The sequence below is a fragment of the Maribacter orientalis genome (assembly GCF_900109345.1).
GTDB lineage: Bacteria > Bacteroidota > Bacteroidia > Flavobacteriales > Flavobacteriaceae > Maribacter > Maribacter orientalis.
Genome location: NZ_FNZN01000007.1, coordinates 28,696 through 48,936 on the forward strand (window position 1 = coordinate 28,696; position 20,241 = coordinate 48,936).

Below are 20,241 nucleotides of genomic sequence, written 5' to 3' on the forward strand. Positions count from 1 at the left end.
GTTTGGAGATAATAATTTTTCCTGATTCCGACATAATTTCCATCCGTGAAACTATTTTAACCTAGTTAGCCCAGAAGTCATAGGTGATTTTTTTGGTGCCAACTAACTTGATTTTAAAAAATTAGATAGAGTTGAACCGAAAATTACTTTTATCAAGTTATCCTAGTAGTTTACTGCTGAAAATTAAATCAGTGGTGAATTAAAATATGATTCTACGTTAATAACTTCTCGCAAGTCTCTTTGTACGTATTTGCTTTCAATTTTGTAAACAACGAACTTCGTTATCATCCGCTATAAGGAATTGAAACTCCTCTTAGCTCGCCGTTGTACGCAAGTTAAAAACATATGGATACAATTAATATTAAAATTATAGAGTCTGTAATTGTTATTATCGCTTATATTTTGTTGAGAATAATATTGAGCAAACTAATTGACAGAACTATCATAAATAAAATAGTTCAAAAGCAGAGAGGTAAAATTATAAAAAAAGCCATAAATCTGATTTTTTTCTCAACTTGTTCTATTTTTCTTTTAATAATTTGGGGAGTTGACCAATCGGAATTAGCTTTATTTATAAGCACTGTGCTAACAGTAATCGGAATCGCATTGTTCGCTCAGTGGTCAATTCTATCTAATATTACCTCAAGTATAATTATTTTCTTTAATCACACTGTTAAACTAGAAGATACAATTACCATAATCGACAAAGATTATGAAATTGAAGGAAGAGTTAGTGATATAGGTCTCTTTTTTGTTATACTTAAAACAAAAGAATCAGAGGAAGTATCCATACCAAACAATGTGTTTATTCAAAAAATGATAAAAAAGAAAATCAATGTTTAGAAAAATAATAATCTTTATGATTTTTTTAATGTTTGGACTTTGTTCAAATTATTTATTTGCACAGCAGAAATATGAAAAGGAAAGTAGAATAAAACCCAAAGACGTGCCTTCTAAGGCAATGAATTTTATTGATTCAATCAACTTGAAGAATAGGGTAAAATGGTATTTAGAAGAAGGATTAGAAACCAAAAGTATTGAGGCTAAATTTAAATACAATTCGAAAAAATACAGTGTTGAGTTTGACACGCTGGGAAATATTGAAGATGCCGAAATTGAAATAAAATGGGATGAAATGCAAACGCCTTTCAAAGATTCTATTAGCTCGCAGTTAAAAAAAGATTGTCTAAAGCAAAAAATTGTAAAAGTTCAAATACAATATAGCGGAACTAGTTCTGAAATATTATCAAAACTTAGAGAAAATAAAACATCTGGTAATCTAACTATTAAGTATGAAGTAGTAGTAAGATGTAAATCTAAAGACACTGTTGTTTTATTTGAATATTTATTTAATAAAAAAGCTCAAGTGCTTTCTAGGTCAGAAATAATATTTAAAAACAGTAGTCATCTTGAATATTAATAAAACATACTTGTTTTTGGTGTTTTTGGTGTTTTTGGAGCTTCTATTTGTAAATGTTGCTCAGGCACAAAGTACCTACCAGTTTGGAGCACTTCCGTCATTGAATATAAACAATAAATTCCAAAATGGTTGGTCTTTAAATTCAAAAGTAGAGTCTAGGCAATTAATGAAAAGTGGTAATTTTAACGGGAATTCAAATACGGAATATAAATATGTTCTAACTGACTTTTCTTTTATTACAGCAAAAAAAATTGGTTTAAATTCTCGAATTGCAGGCGGGTATTTATTTAGACTTCGAGAGACAGAAATTTTTCACAGATTTATACAACAATATACAATAGTCCAAAAAATGAATGGTTTTAGATTGGCTCATCGCTTTTCAAGCGATCAAACATTTTCCAATGGAGAAAAACCGGAATTTCGATTACGATACCGAATAACTTCGGAAATACCGCTGAATGGAGAGTCTGTTGATCCTAAAGAATTCTATATAAAACTTAACAACGAGTATATTAACAGTTGGCAAGGAACAGACTATGACTTTGAAATACGTCTCGTACCTTTACTTGGCTACGATATAACGGATAACAACAAAATTGAGGTAGGATTAGATTATAGAGTAAATTCTTTTTTGAACAATAATACTCGACATAGTTTTTGGTTGAGTTTAAATTGGTTCATTGAAATATAAAAGCAACCTACGTACAATATATATAAAATAGGTGAAACAGTAATATAATCAAGGTTTTTGGCTTGTATCAAGCTTTGTACTTAACCGCAAGTTTCGTGCTTCGCAATCGCCTATTTTTCATATACTAACCGATAACGAACCAATTACTATCCCCTATTCTTTGCTTCAATCCATTTCCCCATAAACTTTGTGCTCTGAAGCGTCTGGTGCTGTAGCAAAGCGCCTATAAAGTTATGTTGGCGGTGCTGTGGTAGGTTACGTTGAAGCTCATCAATTGCAGTTATGAGTATTTTCTCTAAACTAGTTTTTGAATACAAGGTATTAATCAGAGTTTTTCCCTGCTCTTGTGCTCTGCTCCATATAGTTTTATCGGTGTACAAGTGCACGGCAGCGTCTACAAAGGCATTAGGGTCATTTTCAATAGATCCGTTCCAATCTAAAATTCCGTGCATACCTTCCGCACCTAAAGTGGTCGTAACGCTAGGTGTTCCGTTTTGCATTGCAGCCACTAATTTTCCTTTAATTCCCGCACCAAATCGTAAAGGTGCTAAACATACTTTTGCCGACTGCATCGCCTCGTCAGCATCTTCTGCCCTGCCCTTTACTAAGAATCTTTCTTTTGGATCATGCATTTCTAGTACTTGTTGAGGTAAATAGGCTCCGTAAATATGCAACTTGGCTTCTGGTAATTGCGCATGTATTAAAGGCCAAATGGAAGTTTTCAGCAGCTTGATAGCATCTATATTGGGAGCATGTTTTCCGCCACCTATAAATATAAATCCGTTTCGGTCCTCAAATGTTTTCCATTTGGTATTATTGGTAATTTCATCTACCATGAAAGGAAGTAACAAAAATAGACTTTTATCTATTTTGATCACATTAGTCAATAATTCCAGTTCAAAACTTGAGATAATTAAAGAAAGGTCACAACGATAGATGCTAGCAATTTCCCGCTTTGTTTTATCATCTGCTATCCATGCTTCTGTAGTAAAAGGAATATCCTTTTTAAAACACTGTTCACGCACATGACGAAGCGAATGCAAATCTTCCGTATCCAAAATCCGAAGTGCATCGGGACATTGTTCTACAAACCGCCAACCAAACTGTTCTTCGGTCAGAAATCTATCGAAAAGCACAACACTAGGGTTCAATTTTTTTACGAAAACATCAAAAGAACAATCGTTCATTTTAATATCCTCCATCTTAAATCCTAAGGAGTGAAAATCAAAAGAAAACTGAGATTTAGACGCTGCAGAAGCTATGGTAATAGCATATCCTTGCGTTTTAAATACATCTAATAACTGCATCATACGCACACCAGCAGCTGTAGAAGCAGGTTCTGGCCATACTAAAGCAATTACTAGGAGGGTTTTGTTATTGGACAAAGTGTTGATTGGAGTTTGCATTTCGTACAAAGTAAGTGAAACGGTGAACGGATAGCAAGTTTTGTGTTGGCAGTATCAGTTTTCAGTACCAGCTGACAGAATCAGTGCTTAGTAACAGTATTAGTATTTAGTTCCTTTGTCAGTCAGAGCGCAGTCAAAGACCTATGCATTTTAAAGTCCCTTCGACTGCGCTCATGATAAGACATATTATAACCACAAATACAACCGTCAACTAATAACTATTAACTACAAGCCACTAACCCCAATCTCATCAACTATCACAACCCCATAATCGCTTTGGTCAAATATGAATTTTAGACTCTTTAACTGTTCTATATTAAAGTCGGGATTCTTCGACGTTAAAACAGATAAGGGAAAATGATAGGTCTGTAATTGGATTTCCCAATCATCGCCAATCATCTCCTTATCTAAAAATTTGAATTTTGTAAAGCGTGTTTTTAAGGGCTTTGGAATCCCTTTTACATCACTCACTTTTATAGCCACTGTTTGGCCAAGCTTATCGGTCAATTGAATAGTAAAATCTAATTGCGGAACTTCACGTTCTTCATCATCCTTTTTCTCCTGTATATCTTCCTTCGTCAGGTTAACATCCAACCACTTATGATTTCCTGCTCCTAAAGTAATTTGTAAGCTTGATTCTGGCGTAAAAAATGGTGTGACAGCGTTAGACAAATCAACCTCATAAACACCTATCTTAGTTGAGCTTTTCAGGTCTTTATAATCCCATCCTAAGATAACCCCGCTATTCTCTTGACTATTCTCGTCACGCGTAGGTAAAATCTGTTCTTTCCATAATGCTAAATCCGTCGCTTGTAACGTAGTACTATCCGTTGCTGTAGTAATATCTAAATCTTCCTCATAATCAGCAATCGTTTGTAAATCAGAAGACTCAAAATGCGTTAAATAATGCTCAATAGGTAACCATTGCTTTGCAACAGCCACATTCTTAAAAATAGCACGGTACTCCTGTTTATTCTTAAGCGTTGCTTCGGCAAAAGCACTCACAAAAACTTTGGCGGTTTCTTGCTGTTGCTCTTCTTTAAGCAAAGGGTCAAGATTCAATAACCATTTAGACGGTGCACCGAAATCTGCATTTCCCCAAGTAGAGTTAAATTGCCCATGATTGGCATGGTGAATATACACCCCAGATTTAAACCTAGAAATGGAATCGGTATACTGTAACCTACGATAGGGTCGCATACCCCAAAAACTAACTTCATCAGAATCATACGAGCCTTGTATGCTTAAAAAATTAATGTCCTTTAAAATGATTTTTCGGTTATATCTGTAATCTGTAGGTGCAAGGGCAACCACACCTTTTATGTTATAATTAAAATTAAATTTCTCTTTTGCTTCATCAGGAAAATAAGGCAGCTTATTATATGCGGCGGCAATAGAAACGGCCTCTCCACCTCTAGAATGCCCCACTAACATGATATTTTCCATATCAACTCTACCTGCTAGTTCATGACCTATTTCTGAATTCCAGCTATTCCATTGTTCTAGGTGTTTTAAGAGCAACCAAGCTCTCGCAGGCATTTCTTTTCCCATAAAATCACCTGACCAATGTCCGTTTAAGAAATTCTCATCAACAGATACAGCAATAATTCCCCTACTGGCCAAAAGATTACCCAGATAGCCATAGCCATCATCAGAATAATCAATCATGCTATGGTTACCATGTACAATGAGTGTTAGCGGAAAAGGCCCCTCACCTTCCGGCATATAAACCCGACCATTTAAAGGGAATTTTTCGGCTCCGAAGCCCCAATAGCGTTCACGCCATTTTTTCTTTTTACCCTTCCAATCAGGGATAAGCCATTTAGCATTTACAGAGTTGGTTGTATAGGTAACACCTGTTGCAAATTCTTCTCGTTGTTCATCAGTACCACTACCATACGTAAATGCTTTGACCTTATGCGTACCAATAGCAGCAGGGTTTTCAAATAAAACTTGAGATGGTGGGAAATTATCTTCTTGTGAAAATGCCAAAGGAACTTCCTTATCAAAAGGGTCAGAACCAGGTGTAGCCAATACAAACAGAATATAGCCCACACCAATTAGCATTAAGCCAAAAAACAGGGTAGTTAGCAATGTTTTCTTCCGTTGATACAAATACAGTGAAATGCAAAATAAAATACCCAGCGCAACAACTACACTATAGAATAGCGTTGGCCAACCAAATCCGAATATTTTTAAAATGATAAAACCGATAACACCGCTAGAAATAGCAGTAATAGAATTTATGGGGATTTTATGAAATCCTTTTACAAGTAGATTTAAAAGCCCATAAACGGTAAGGTTAATGAGTACACCTAAAACAATACCCATGAGCATCATTACAATAGGATGCCACCCAGTTAGAAAATGATAACCGACTATGCCATAAAAAATAAGTGATAATAAAATGATGAATGAGAGAAGTCGGTTTTTCATTTGCGTTGGTTATTCTTGAGGTTTAAGCACATGAATTTAACCATCTTAATTGAATTTTGATAGCCCTCAAGTCATTTTTGAAAATTCGGTAATAGAATTTAGGTAAGATTATAGCATTGACGAGGTTATCCCTAAAAATCTAGAATACTTTATCTGAGATAACAAAACTTTAGGTTTGGCTTCTTACTCTCCACTTATTCATAACCATCATTATAAAACTTACATCTTCGCGGCGAACTTCTTAGAAATCTTAGAACGTAGTTTACGCTCATAATCTTCCTCTAACCACTCTTTGTAGTTCTTGGTATTGTTCATGATACAATACGAATATTGACGAACCCTATACTTTATTTCTTCTTTCAGCTTTTTTGCCAAAATTCGGGCATCAAAAACATCTTCAGAATTTTCAACACATATTTTTGCATGTTGCTCAATACTTTTCTCCAATACCAGTTTAGATTTCTCACCATTGGCAAAACTCTTCTTGTATTCAGCTTTAATATCAAAATCAATTTCAGTTGACTTTGCAAACTCCGCCCTTAAATCAGGTGGCATTTCGTATACAAATTCCCGTTCAATTTCCTCATCATTCTTGATGTTTTCTAGATAGAAATCTGGGAAATGAAAAATCTCTTGCCAATCAATACCCGCATTCCACAATCCAAAACGAGCAACATTGTTACCCATATCAATTACGTTAAAATTCTCTTTATGGGGCAAGTATCGAGACCCACGGCCAATCATTTGAAAATAAAGGGTAAGGGAACGTGTAGCACGGTTTAGAATAATAGTTTCAACACTGGGCTCATCAAAACCAGTAGTTAAAATACTAACCGATGTCAGTATCGCATCTGGTGTTTCTTTAAACCATTTCAAAATCTCTTTACGTTCAGATGCGCTATTCTTATTATCAAGATGGCGAATATTGTATCCTGCTTTTTTAAAAATTTCGCAGACGTATCTAGAAGTATTTATTCCGTTATTAAAAATAAGTGTTTTCGTTCCTTTTGCAATTTCATTATAAGCCGCTACCAACTTATTCAGCATGCTATGGTTACCATACAGCTCATCGGAAGATTTTACAGTATAATCACCACTGATACCTAATTTTAAAGTTTGAAGGCTAACATCATAATTATACATATTCGCTTTAGCCAAGAACTTTTTCTGAATCAACGATTCAATAGATTCACCCACAATCAACTTTTTATAGTTGTCTTTCATGGGAAGCTTAATGTTTGAACTTAGCGGAGTTGCAGTAACCCCAAGAATTACGGAGTTCTCAAAAAACTTAAATAGCTTGCGAAAAGAGTTATAATGCGCCTCATCAATAATGACAAGACCAATATTATTGATTTCTATTTTTTCTTCTTGCAGTCGATTGTTCAACGTTTCGACCATAGCCACAAAACACATATAATCGTTTTGATCTTGCCACTCTTTAACTTCACTATTAATAATCTTATTCTTTACCCCAAACCCATTTAGCATTTTAGAAGTCTGTTGACTCAATTCTATACGATGGGTAAGAACGACTACTTTTTTTTTGGTGCGTTCTATGTAGCGTTTTGCAATTTCAGAAAACACAACGGTTTTACCACCCCCTGTTGGCAATTGGTATAATAAGTTCGAATTATCACCATTATCATCTAAATAATTAAAAATTGTATTTAGATCTTCCTCTTGATAATCGTATAAGGTCTTCTCAGTACTGTCTTTCTGTAGCTTCAAAAGGTGTGTAGGCGTTAATTATATTAATAATGCTAAAACCTTATAAAATTATGGGATTTTTATGGGTATATGAAATAAAAAAAATTAAATACAGAATATTAATATCCCTTGTTCATATCTACCAAATTCAGAAGTTCTTCACCAGATTGCAATCGTTTATAATTATCTATCATTTGTGGAATAACAGAATTGGTATCGGAAACACTTGCATAATGGGGAGTCATGTGTATTTTATCATGGTTCCAAAACGGATGTGACTTGGGTAAAGGTTCTATATGATAGACATCTAAACAAGCCCCAGATAAGTGTTGGTTATCTATCAACGCCAACAAATCTTCGTCTACCAAATGACCACCTCTTGCTACATTGATAACATACCCATTTTTAGGCAGCTGTGACAATAGTTCTTTATTCAGAATCCCTTCCGTAGCAGGGGTTAACGGCAATAAACAAACCAAAATATCGGTAGACTCAAGAAATTCTGACAATGAATCTGGCCCAGAAAAAGTGGTAACGTTCTCTATATTCTTAGCACTACGACTCCATCCTTGAACCTTAAATCCATATCTGGTAAGGTCAGCACCTGTAAGAGCACCTAATTCACCAAGACCTAAAACACCAACGGTTACATCTTTTATCCTTAAATACTCCATTGGCTCCCAAACGTTCGCTATTTGTTTTGCTTTATAAGCATTCAAATTTTTAAGATGAGCTAAAATCACCGCTAAAACATGTTCAGACATATCACTTGCTAAAAATGGGTCAACAATTCGAGTAATAGGAATGTCCTTGGGGCGAGTAGCATCTTCGAATACATAATCTACACCAGCACCAGCGGATGCGATACATTTTAAATTTGGATACCCTGAAAGTGAACCAGAAGGATGTTTCCAGGTGATAGCCATAGTAATTTCATCTTTCGGATGCTCTTCTAAAAAACTATACACCTCAAGTGAACTGTCAGCATTTAACAACGCTTTTTTCCAAAGTTCAATTTTGTGGTCTTGTCTAATTATTACAATTGCCATAATCTAGTCTATAATATCCAAGGCTTTTGAGAACTCATCTTCAAAAAGCCATTTTTGGTTTTGGGTTTCTGTATATATTTTTAAAATCCGCTCTTTAAATTCAGGTAGTAAACCATGAACCGTAGCGAACTGTATTACTTCATTAAATGAATTCAGCATACTTCTAAAGAAAGAATCGGGCACATTTTTTTCCTTTGAAAAGGTCTGGGCAATTTCGAGGTTAAAGCACATAACATCTACTATTAAATGTGGGTCAACACCTAATTTAATAAAATGCTTAAAGAATTTTTGAGCTACCGAACGTCTTGCTTTCGGTCGTCTTCTTTTTAAGGGAAAGTATTCATTAGAGATTTTTGCCTTCGCATCTTGTACCAATTTATCCTCTTTCGGATTAAAGGCAAAATCATAATACGTTTTTACAGTAGGGAATTTTTCATATAATTCTACTATTTGCTCTTCCAAAGCTTTTTTTGGTAGTTTGGAGAGATATGTTTTCAAGGCCCTTTTACTCATATAAAACGTCTGTATTAGTTCAAAAATAAGTTATACTGATTTAAAGTCCTAAATGCATAATACTTTGTTAAACCTTATAAATAGTGTAGAAGTATAGTGCTGTTTCTTTGGTAAAGACAATAATAAGTGGTATACTGTAAACTTGTAGAACTTCTAAATTCCATACAAACATATGAGGCAACTAAAGATAATTAAGCAGGTAACGAATCGTGAATCAAAATCACTCGATAAATACTTGCAAGATATCAGTAAAATAGATTTGATTACTGCGAATGAAGAAGTAGAATTAGCGCAGAAGATTAGGGAAGGTAGTCAAGCAGCTTTGGAAAAATTAACTACAGCAAATTTAAGATTTGTAGTTTCCGTAGCAAAACAATATCAAAATCAAGGCCTTAAATTACCCGATTTAATAAACGAAGGAAATTTAGGTTTAGTTAAAGCAGCAAAAAGATTTGATGAAACTAGAGGATTTAAATTTATATCCTATGCCGTATGGTGGATCAGACAATCTATTCTACAAGCTTTAGCAGAACAGTCAAGAGTAGTTCGTTTACCATTGAACAAAATTGGTTCAATTAATAAGATTAAAAAGACATTTTCATATTTAGAGCAGGCACATGAGCGTCCACCATCTCCAGAAGAAATTGCTAAAGAATTAGAAATGACCGTTTCTGAGGTAAAGCAGTCTCTTAAGAATTCAGGTAGACACGTCTCTATGGATGCACCATTACGTGAAGGTGAAGATTCTAACTTGTATGACGTCTTGCGTTCGGGTGAATCACCTAGACCAGATAATAAATTATTACAACAATCATTAAATACCGAAATCAATAGAGCTTTAGATACTTTATCGCCTAGAGAAGCTGATGTTGTTAAGTTATATTATGGTATTGGTGACCAGCAATCAATGACTTTGGCTGAAATTGGCCAAACATTTGATTTAACTAGAGAGCGAGTAAGACAAATACGTGAAAAGGCAATACGTAAATTACGTCATGCTTCTAGAAGTAAGTTATTGAAAACGTATTTAGGATAAAATTAAATACTGTTATAAAAAAAGAAAGCGCCCGTATTAACGGGCGCTTTCTTTTTTCTTAATGTTCAACATTAAGAATAGGTCAATTTGTTGATATTGAAATTTACAAGGATTGTATTTAAATCCTGGATAAAATTTTGATAAGATGAATAATCTTGATTTTGATGTGCCATGAGAATTTAATTTTTAATTTGTGGTTTGGTTACTTTTTACATGTAGTCCAACTCAGCTAATTCGTTGATACTTAAAATTTCGTTTAAATCTTGAAGAAATACTAAGTATTCTTCACCGTAAGTGTCGTAAAGCATTTTTGTAGGTTTAAAATTTAAAAATGATTTGGATAAATTAATCTTGAAGTAAATATATAGGGAACATACAGGTGCAACAATTAAATGTGGTGAACCTTTTTATTTTTGTTGTAAAACCTATAAAAAAGTATGTTAGCGAAAATTATTAGCGAAACCACCCTATTTATATGGCGAACAACGAGTGCAGTTCATCCCGTTTTTTGGTATTTAGTCGATATAAACAATAATTAAAGACTAAACCTTAAGTAAACCTCAGCTTTACAACTATTATGTAGCTATGGTAAAACTATTATATAGATGAACTATTCTAAGCATACATTAACGAATTTACAAACACTATAATAAGCCCTTAAAATCATTTTACTCACTACAATATGCCCCATATAATTTCGTTTTCATTTTACAGTCATAGTTAACCTTTACGGGTGTTATATGATTGTTTTCTAAAGATGAAATTAAATTAATGTATTCTTATATATGAACTCTAATTCCCTAACAATTAAGCTTCTATTATTTTTCATATTTCTAGGAAGTGTTGCGAAAAGTAATGCGATGATACCCTTACACGCTATTACTAAAAAAATAGTGACCGAAGAATTGGTATTGAACAGCCATAGTTTTAATACACATCAACGAAGCTCTTTTACGTATATGTCCCAAAAAGAAACTATAGAACGCGGACTAACCATTTTGCATTTTGAAAAAGATGAAAGAATAGCGTACAAAACATTTGATACCTATGGTAGTAAAGAAGAGGTTGAAGAATTTTTAGCTACACTTTCTAAAATGATAACAGCAAATTCTAAAATAGCCATACTTGCGCATGATTCTGCTGCAGCCAGTTTGTTAGGGTTTGAAAAGCAGTTATTCGACTTAGGTTTTTTTCAATTAAGTACTCTCAAAGGCAGGCAAGCATACATCATGCATAACTTAAATGGTGTTATTACTGAACAAGTGGATGATAATTCGATTACAAAGACTTTAAATGTACCTACGATAACAGGAAATGGAATAGTTTATTTTCCTAAAGAAACTTATGAATTTACACCTAACATAAATAGGTACATTGCTCATGCAGGCGGTGAGGTAAACGGAATAAAATCTACTAATTCGAAAAATGCTCTAGATGAGAATTATAAAAAAGGATTCCGCATTTTTGAGTTAGATATAATAGAAACCTCGGATGGTAAATTAGTAGCGGCACATGATTGGAATATGTGGGCTCGATTTACCGATTACACGGGAACCTTACCTCCTACCCATGCTCAGTTCATGAAACAAAAGATTTATGGAGATTACATAACCATGGATATGGACGGTATTAATGCTTGGTTCAAAAATCACCCAGATGCTACTTTAGTAACAGATAAAGTAAACGACCCTATTGCCTTTGCCGAGGCTTTCATTGATAAAGACCGTCTAATTATGGAACTATTCAGTGTTATGGCCGTTGAGAAAGCATCAGAGAACGGTATACATGCCATGATGTCTCAAGAACCATTAATGGCAATTAAAGGCGATAAAACTAACTTTTTAAAGGTTAACGATGTAAAACATGTGGCCATATCAAGAAGAATTATCGCTAATCAAAAGAAACTCATGTTACAATTAAAGGAAGCCGGAATTAAGGTATATGTCTACAATGTAAATTTTGACCCAGGCAAAGACGAGAAATATGTTCAGGATAACGAATTTGGCCTTATCTACGGTATGTATGCTGATAAATGGATATCGGAGATGAATTCTAATAGCGCATCTAAATAATAATTAATTCTAGGAAATAATTTTATTTAGCTGAATGAACGTATTTAAATCTAAAAATTGAATTGATAGGTAAGTCCTGCAGAAATTGAATAAAAGAAACTACCTGGATCAAAAGATTGTTCTTGGCGCAAAACTCCAATATTCGTTCGATACGAACTCAAACTGTTTTTACTCGTAAACTGGTATTCACAACTTAAACGTTGCGATTCAATATATAATAGAGTTTCAGCCAAAATCTGGTCTCCTGAAGAAAATTGTCTTAACTCTGGAGAAAATCCGATTCCGAAATTAACACCCATGAAATTTTCTGCATCCTTTAAATATTTCCTAACCAATATATTTCCGGAAGCTTTAGTTAATTTGTCATTTACACTTGGTGTAATGAATGAACGCAAAGAGAAATAATAATTACCTCGATAATAACCTACAGAGTTAGTTATTGACTTAACATCTCTTGTCGCAAAACTAATATATCTTCCACCTCCTGAAAATTCAAATCCACTTTTATGATTGTAATATATATCTCCCCCAACTTTATGGTTAGGGTAAAGTTCTGAACTAGAATAGCCATAATTTACATAGGCATAGAATCCTTTTGCGATTTTCGGATATAAGTCTATATCGAATTGAATTCCGTTTATACCTAAACGATTACTATTGTTTAATCTTGGAATAATACTACCGTACTTTGTTTGGCGCTTATACGATATACTTGAAGAAACCACTGGATCAAAACGTTGGTCAAATACCGTAACGGAACTATTGACCGCTATTCTATTTTTTAGCTTTTCTTCAGTTACCGGTGTCTTTCTTAAAAGCAGCGTACTATCGGCTTCAGTCTTTTCAACAAAAGCATTCTTGGCCTTGTTATTTTTTTTCTTTGTGCTAAAGTTGGTTACTACTTTATTCTCGACATTATACCAACCATCTTTCTCATATACCGATTCATTTATCCCAGAAAAGGCTAATGATTTTAATCGCAATAATTCATTATCTTCTTGAATATGGGCTAAAGCCTTGTTCGACAATCCTAAAGCAGTAGCGTAATTTTTGGCATACAATTCATTTTTTATAGCAGATATCCAAACATCTTTATCTGTTTTGTTTTTAGACAGTACCGCATTAAAATTTGATCGTGCTTTATCATAATTGCCTTTCCAAGAATATGTACTCGCTAGTAAAGATTTTGCTTCTTGATTATCTGGTCTCTCTTTCGTAAATTCTCCAAGCATACGATTTGCTTGTGAGTTTTTACCATCATAAGCCAATTGATAGGCAGTATCAAAGTTTAATGCATCAACTTCCAAAGCAGTTACATCTTGCCCATTTACGCTATATACACAGGCAATTAATATGATGATTGCGATATGGAGATGTTTTTTCATCATTATTTTATAATTCCCGCTGTACTTTTTACACTACTAATCGCAACTTCATTAATTTTAATATTTGCTTTTCTAGCTTGACTTCGGGCACGTGAAATTTTTTCGGAAATTTCATTAGCACTGGCACTATTCTCTTCTACCGCTATTGTAAGCTCTAAAGCTTCCTTGGTTTTATCTGACCAAAAGTAGACATCGAACAAAGCAGCATAAGAATCAATATAATTTGGGTTGATGTTAATACACTCTTTTAGAATTTCAATGGCTTTGTCATGATTACCTTTCCACGAATTCACCCGTCCCATTAAAATCTTAGTGTCAATATGACTTGGGGCTTCAGATAGATTATAACGACACAATAATAACGCTTTGTCCCAATTTTTATTCCATGCTAATTCCCTCGCCTTAAAATATCCTTTATCTGAATCTTTACCATCATACACACTATTTAGCCATACCGTTTCTGCATCGGTAAATTTTTCTTTCTGAATGGTAAAAATGGCAAGACTATCCGGTATTATTTTGTTCTCTGTAGTAACGTACTGGTTAATAGATTTGAACCTTTCAAGAGTTGCTTCTACCGAGCCACCACCAAAAGCAGAACTTAGATCCATGTTTTCATCTATCGCCATAATATCCCCATCCGTATAAAGCTTTTCTCCACTTAAATACTCTTTCAGTTCATTCTTATTTCTCATCAAAGGAATATTCTTTGTAGACCTAAAAGCAGTTTGCATATCTAAAGCACCACCCATCCAAGCTACTTTTTTTGGCATTTTTAATTCGTATTGATCTCCTAATAATGCTAAAATGGAAGGTGTAACATCGAAATGAGATGAAACCGAGCTCATCTTACGGGTAGTCTTTAACATAGGACTATACATAATTAAAGGCACATGAAAACGACTTATATTATTACGTTGCGGAATTGGTATGAGTCTGTGATCTCCAGTTATAATGAATATAGTGTTCTCGTAATTGGGTTGCGATTTGTAGGCTTCCATAAACCATTTTATAGCCTCATCGGTATATAATAACGTGGCAAATACATTATCATTTTTCTCAATAACCTTTTCTACTCTTGAATTGAAATTGCCTTTTGAAAGAATAGTCTCTACCTCAAGCTCATAGTATTCTTGACTAGGTGGAATAAAAGGTTCATGCGTACTAATGGTCATATAAACTTCTAATCTAGGTTGATTTTCTTCTCGAGGTAGACTAATACTTTTCTTAAACAATTCTTTATCGGGATACCCCCAAGATGAACCAGCCGCGTCTTCTGCCTGCTGTTGATAGTTAACTCCGAATCCTGATTTATCGAGTACAAAATCAACACTCTCACTATTTAGAAACCTATCTACCTTATCGAAAGAGCTATTGGTACCTTGATAAAATGACGTGTGGTAACCGTTATTTTTTAATACGCTAAATAGGGTGAGTTTATTAGGAAATTCTTCCAATTCCATAAATCCACTTTTTCCAAAAGGGAGTGATCCCAATAACGATGGTAATACCCCAAATGTTCGACCGGTATTGCTTAAAAAATTTTCCCAGTATAAGGATTTAGTGGTTAAAGAATCTAAATAAGGTGTAAAGCCACCATATTCGGCACCTTCACCAACGAAATCTCTACCAAGACCTTCTACCATTATAAAAACGATATTAGGCTTCTGTTGTTTTAGGCTAAAATATTCGCCTAACACGTTTTCAATATTTGGCTTTTTTACTAAAGGATATTCTTCAGTTGAAGTATATGTATTGTCTTCAGTACTACTATTATATAGGTTAACAACCAGATACTGTGTTTTATTCTGATTTATTGGTTTACCATCGGTAAATAAGGATGCTACAAACAAGCTGAAAAGCACAATGGTAAAAGGATACATTTTACTGATTCGATGATAGATTTTAGAGGTAACTCTATATAAACCTAAGAAAAGACTGATTAAAATTAGAACACCAATAAATAAATAAACAGAAATCATGAATCCACCAGAGTTGGCTATGGTTATTTTCATATCTGAATAACTATAACCCAATAAATCTGAACCTAGCGGAACCAAAGTGGTACAATAATACCCGGTTAGCATAGCTTCTATAATCAATATGATGCTTAGTAAGGCAAAAACAAGATTAAATCCGTATTTGGATCTTAGGTTCTCCCAAAAATTGAAAGGAAAAACCATCACAATCCCTGTTATGGCCGTGAACCCTATTTGATGAACGATTGCCTTTAACAAGCTTATAGAGAAAATGCTATCTAACACCCCTTTATAATATAGAACGCCATATTGAAAAAGTGTCAATACCAGCAAACATCCAAAAAAGGATATCATAAGCCTAGTGTATTGCTTTAACGTATATCTATCTATTCTGCTTGTATTCATTGTTTTATTTAAGTTGCTTTAGCAAATCCTTTTCTTACCTGGTATCCCCAACCAGATTTTACATTAAATAATTTTTTATAGTTACCCCTAACAGCGGCATAAACAACGATTGGATGGAATATAAAGGGCTCTAGCAAGGCTAGTCCCATTAATATTAAAATATCTTTTGTACGCCTATATTGATTGTACGAGTATACATCCCAAAGTATAGCATAAAAAGAAATCATTATAGAGAATAGGTATATCGCTAAGGTTATCATTAAAAAGAACTCCCAATTAAGAATACCTAGATATGCAAACAATATAACTGTGAAAAAGCCAAAAAACTCTAATAACGGAGAAAGCCACTCATAGAAAAACCAATAAGGATAACTTAACAAACCTAACCTACCGAATTTCGAATTGAACAGCATGTCTTTATGTTTGAATAATGTCTCTAGATTACCACGCGCCCAACGATCTCGTTGATTTATTAATATGCTTAAATCTTCAGGTACTTCGGTCCAGCATAAAGGATCAGGTATATATTCAATGGTATATGGTTCTTTTCGTTCATGCATATATCTACGCATTTTAAAAATGATTTCCATATCCTCTCCTACTGTTTTAGTATCATAGCCCCCAACAGCTAAGGCTATTTCCCGTTCAAAAAATCCGAATGCGCCAGATATAATGAGTAAGCTATCAATTCTACCCCAGGCCATTCTACCTAAAATAAAGGAACGGGTGTATTCTAATAATTGAAATCTAGCCAACCAATTTGTAGGCAATTTTATTTCTTCTAATTGTCCGCCTGCTATTATACACGAATTGGCTACTCGTATTACACCACCCACAGCAATAACGCGTTTCTTAGACCTTTGAAAGAATGATTTTACTACGTGTAATAAGGCGTCTGGTTGAAGTAAACAATCAACATCTATGCAACCAATATACTTACTAGTAGACAAGGAAACTCCCGCATTTAAGGCATCCGATTTGCCTCCATTCAATTTGTCGACAACCGTCAACTTAGAGAACGCCATATTTTTAGACTTATATATAGCAATTACTGGTTTTGATTTCCAATCAGGATCCATTTCAGTATCGATTTTTACCAAGTCGTAAGCATCCTTTAGTTTTTGTAAAGTATCATCTTTACTTCCATCATTAACCACCATAACATCATAATTCACATATTGTAATGACAATAACGATCTAATATTTTCAACAATGGTAAGGCCTTCATTATAGGCGGGAGCAATTATAGTAATTGTAGGTGCCAAAGGAGAAGCCATGATTTTCGTAATATCTGTAAAGCTGTTTTTATTTCTATAATGAATAGAGTTTCTTGTGGAAAAATATGCCATAGCAGAAAACATGATAAATAATATCATGGTAAACAGAAAGAATACAAAATTGATGTATTCTAGTACTATGCCAAATAATTCACTATCCATTTATCTTATTATATAAGGTGTTGGACATGGAGCATAGTTGGTCAAATATTGTAGAACCATTCTCGTTCGATTTCATCATTCTTTTGGAAGCCACACTCAGGCCTAATTCAAAATCTACATCGAAGAGCGGGTTATTATTTTTAACAGTATTAATTGCTTCTGCATTAGTTACCACTATCTGCGATTTAATATGTTTTAATACCGATTTAGCAGATATAGCTAAAGTTTTTGATTCGGTATTAATTATGGATTCCAATAATTGAATTTCTTTTTTATCACCGATTCTTTTAATCTCTTGTAACAATATTAGCTTAGTTTCCTTATCTGAATGATTATACACTTCAGTAAAAACACTTTCTACTAAATCATTCTTAGAGGAGAATAATTCATTAGGACGAGGTGATTGATATGAGAACTTCTGAATCAATTCATTTGTTCGGTCTAAAATTAGTGGTGAGGTATTTTCAGCTAGTAATTCTTGAAGCATCGGTAACTCTCTGCAATCACCCATTTCTGCAATATTCTCTAACAGTACCATCGTGTCAAGTTCATCCTCCAACATAAAATTGGCAGAAAAAGTAACAGTTTCGTTTTCAAATGAAATTAAAGGCTCCTTAGTAATTTCAGAATCTTGATAACTATTACTGTTTAAAACATTTGTCCAATCTATTTCCTCAATTACATTTTCTTGAAAAGAATCAATTTGATTTTCAATTTCAATAGGTTCGATATCTAAATCTTCATCTAAAGAAAACAATGGAACAAAGTCATCATCTTCATTACTAGTAATAACTTCTTTAATGCTCGGGTTAGAAATTATCAACGGTAAAAAATCAAAAGTCAAAGGTCTTTCATCTTCTTGAACAGTTTCAAGATTTATGCTAATAACTTCCTCTTCCTCAACAACATCAATATCTACTTTTGGCAAGAAGCATAATTCAATTTCAGAAACTGAATCAATAACAACGCTTTCTTCTACACTTGTAATCTCTTCACTAACATCAGTATCAACCTTACGTTCTACTTCATTTATTTTTAGTTCAGCCAGTTCTAAATGTTCATCAGAATTAATGCTCACAATCTGTTCTTCTATAATTGGTTCATTAGGTTTTTCTACTAAATCCTCTTTAATTTCAATTATATTTTGGGAAATAATTTCTGGTGTTTCAATAGTAATCTCATTTTCAATACTTTCGATTACTTCACTAACATCATCATTATTCTCAGCTTCACTTGAGAAATAATCAGAACTAGCTATATTCTTGGTAGGTAATATACTCTCAGGGTCAAGTTTATTCAACGTTCCCAAAACTTTACTTTTTATATTAAAATTTCTTTCTTTCTTTTTAAGTTTTTCTATGAATTCTACATCTGATTTTGAACCTATTTCCCCTATAGCATCTAGAATTGCAATTTTAATGTCAATGCTTGCTTTGCTATACACCATTTTTAATGTCGGTAAGGCAGATACAAAAAAGAATTCCTTAATACAATCTATAGCCTCTGCCTGTATGTCTCTCTTTTTATGTTTTAATAATGTAATAATAGATTTTTCGGCATCACTTTGTCTATAATATTTAATTAGTCTTAAAGAGAAAAGTACAACATGACTATTGGTAGATGTTAGCCACAAACCAAATAAAGGAGGCTCGAAATTGGTTTTATGCCTAAGAACATCCAAAAGTTTTAATTGCTGCCATTCTGAAATTTTGTACTTGGTATTATCAAGAAAAAAGCCAATACCTTCTTCTTTAAGGTTTACAACCGCTATTTCAGCTTGTTTACGTATGGTACCTTGCCTATGATTTATAAATTTGATGATTAGACCATATGACTCCATAACCTCCATAGTGGTTAATTCTAGAATTCCGCTTGAAATAATTTGCCATCTTCTGCTCGCTAATTTTTCAAATGCTTCATTATGCAAGCCTAAATCTTTATAGAGCTCAATAAGAACGGTTTGTGATTGGCCAGATAAATCTTTTCGTAAATCTAGCAGTACTTCAGTTAATACCCTTCTATCAAAACTGTCTTTTATTAATTCCCTAATTTGAATTTTAAGATTCAAATAGTTCATTTTTTCCTCTTTACTATTAGAGTCTTCATAAAATAGAAACTCACTGATCATAGGGGAAAATTCTATTTTCTTATCCTTAGTACGACCATTAGTTGAGGTTATTCGATTTCTTATTAAAAAGATTCCAATAAAATATAATACAGCCAATACCATAAATGATATGGATAACCACCAGAGATATTCTAAATTGAATTCTGGGGCAGTTATCAGCGATATTTTTATTTGTCTTGGGGGAATCAACAAACTTCTTTATTTATTTTTTATTAATTTCTCTCGCTACACGAACTAATAATTCGGTTGGACTTACGGGCTTTGTGATGAAATCATTTGCACCAAGTTCAAACGCGCTTAAAACGTTTTGTTCGTTACCGGCAGATGATATAATTATAATTGGTACGTTTGATTTTAACTCATTTCTAACGAAATCAATTAGCTCTATACCGGAAAAATATGGCATCATGATATCACTTACGATGATATCGGGCATTTCAGTTTTTAGATATTCTTTAACTTCTTTACCGTTCGACGAATGGTGTACTTCGTAACCACCTTTTTTTAACCTGAAGTTCAATAACGAAGCTAAAAGTTGGTCATCATCTGCTAATAGTACACGCTTACCCATA

At 33.6% G+C, this 20,241-nt stretch carries 15 protein-coding genes; 5 read left to right on the forward strand and 10 right to left on the reverse strand.

What is annotated here, in order from left to right:
- The first annotated feature begins 345 nt into the window (after positions 1 to 345).
- From BMY56_RS14175 to BMY56_RS14185, 3 genes are read left to right on the forward strand one after another with little or no spacing between them, the layout of a single operon-like run.
- Positions 346 to 843 carry a mechanosensitive ion channel domain-containing protein gene (locus tag BMY56_RS14175; RefSeq protein WP_245737232.1) on the forward strand — a complete coding sequence of 166 codons (498 nt, stop codon included), beginning with the start codon at positions 346 to 348 and terminating at the stop codon, positions 841 to 843.
- A complete protein-coding gene (locus tag BMY56_RS14180) occupies positions 836 to 1,420 on the forward strand; it encodes a hypothetical protein (protein ID WP_091625605.1) in 585 nt (194 codons plus the stop codon). The genes BMY56_RS14175 and BMY56_RS14180 overlap by 8 nt, the downstream gene beginning before the upstream one ends.
- A complete protein-coding gene (locus BMY56_RS14185; protein WP_177170979.1) occupies positions 1,410 to 2,111 on the forward strand; it encodes a DUF2490 domain-containing protein in 702 nt (233 codons plus the stop codon). Before BMY56_RS14180 ends, BMY56_RS14185 begins: the two co-directional genes overlap by 11 nt.
- A 146-nt stretch (positions 2,112 to 2,257) precedes the next feature.
- On the opposite strand, the gene BMY56_RS14190 is transcribed toward BMY56_RS14185, so the two are convergent.
- From BMY56_RS14190 to BMY56_RS14210, 5 genes are all read right to left on the reverse strand, one after another.
- Positions 2,258 to 3,517 carry a glycosyltransferase gene (locus BMY56_RS14190; protein WP_091625610.1) on the reverse strand — a complete coding sequence of 420 codons (1,260 nt, stop codon included), beginning with the start codon at positions 3,515 to 3,517 and terminating at the stop codon, positions 2,258 to 2,260.
- 225 nt (positions 3,518 to 3,742) lie between these two features.
- Positions 3,743 to 5,953, reverse strand: coding sequence for a DUF981 family protein (locus BMY56_RS14195; RefSeq protein ID WP_143057825.1), 2,211 nt, complete (start codon positions 5,951 to 5,953; stop codon positions 3,743 to 3,745).
- Between the two features lie 219 nt (positions 5,954 to 6,172).
- Positions 6,173 to 7,684 carry a DEAD/DEAH box helicase gene (locus tag BMY56_RS14200; protein WP_091625616.1) on the reverse strand — a complete coding sequence of 504 codons (1,512 nt, stop codon included), beginning with the start codon at positions 7,682 to 7,684 and terminating at the stop codon, positions 6,173 to 6,175.
- 98 nt (positions 7,685 to 7,782) lie between these two features.
- The gene (locus tag BMY56_RS14205) at positions 7,783 to 8,712 is read right to left on the reverse strand and encodes a 2-hydroxyacid dehydrogenase (RefSeq protein ID WP_091625617.1); all 930 of its coding nucleotides are present in this window, start codon (positions 8,710 to 8,712) and stop codon (positions 7,783 to 7,785) included.
- A 3-nt stretch (positions 8,713 to 8,715) separates the two neighbouring features.
- Entirely contained in the window at positions 8,716 to 9,225 is a 510-nt protein-coding gene (locus BMY56_RS14210; protein WP_091625620.1) for a DUF6155 family protein, read from the reverse strand.
- A 172-nt stretch (positions 9,226 to 9,397) separates the two neighbouring features.
- On the opposite strand from BMY56_RS14210, the gene BMY56_RS14215 reads away from it, so the two are divergent.
- Together BMY56_RS14215 and BMY56_RS14220 are read left to right on the forward strand one after the other, a co-directional pair.
- On the forward strand, positions 9,398 to 10,261 hold the full coding sequence (locus BMY56_RS14215; RefSeq protein ID WP_091625622.1) for a sigma-70 family RNA polymerase sigma factor: 864 nt from the start codon (positions 9,398 to 9,400) through the stop codon (positions 10,259 to 10,261).
- Between the two features lie 860 nt (positions 10,262 to 11,121).
- Entirely contained in the window at positions 11,122 to 12,333 is a 1,212-nt protein-coding gene (locus BMY56_RS14220) for a PI-PLC domain-containing protein (RefSeq protein ID WP_143057826.1), read from the forward strand.
- 50 nt (positions 12,334 to 12,383) lie between these two features.
- On the opposite strand, the gene BMY56_RS14225 is transcribed toward BMY56_RS14220, so the two are convergent.
- Genes BMY56_RS14225 through BMY56_RS14245 form a run of 5 tightly spaced genes read right to left on the reverse strand, consistent with a single transcriptional unit; the run spans position 12,384 to position 20,240 of the window.
- Positions 12,384 to 13,721, reverse strand: coding sequence for a YaiO family outer membrane beta-barrel protein (locus BMY56_RS14225; protein ID WP_091625627.1), 1,338 nt, complete (start codon positions 13,719 to 13,721; stop codon positions 12,384 to 12,386).
- The gene (locus tag BMY56_RS14230; protein WP_091625630.1) at positions 13,721 to 16,102 is read right to left on the reverse strand and encodes a sulfatase-like hydrolase/transferase; all 2,382 of its coding nucleotides are present in this window, start codon (positions 16,100 to 16,102) and stop codon (positions 13,721 to 13,723) included. Before BMY56_RS14230 ends, BMY56_RS14225 begins: the two co-directional genes overlap by 1 nt.
- An 8-nt stretch (positions 16,103 to 16,110) precedes the next feature.
- Positions 16,111 to 17,541 (reverse strand): glycosyltransferase family 2 protein, encoded by a 1,431-nt coding sequence (locus BMY56_RS14235; protein ID WP_091625632.1) that lies wholly within the window; start codon positions 17,539 to 17,541, stop codon positions 16,111 to 16,113.
- Positions 17,534 to 19,858: a HEAT repeat domain-containing protein gene (locus BMY56_RS14240; protein WP_143057827.1), complete on the reverse strand. Its 2,325-nt coding sequence runs from the start codon at positions 19,856 to 19,858 to the stop codon at positions 17,534 to 17,536. The genes BMY56_RS14235 and BMY56_RS14240 overlap by 8 nt, the downstream gene beginning before the upstream one ends.
- Positions 19,859 to 19,871: 13 nt before the next feature.
- Entirely contained in the window at positions 19,872 to 20,240 is a 369-nt protein-coding gene (locus BMY56_RS14245) for a response regulator transcription factor (protein ID WP_091625637.1), read from the reverse strand.
- Position 20,241 lies beyond the last annotated feature (1 nt).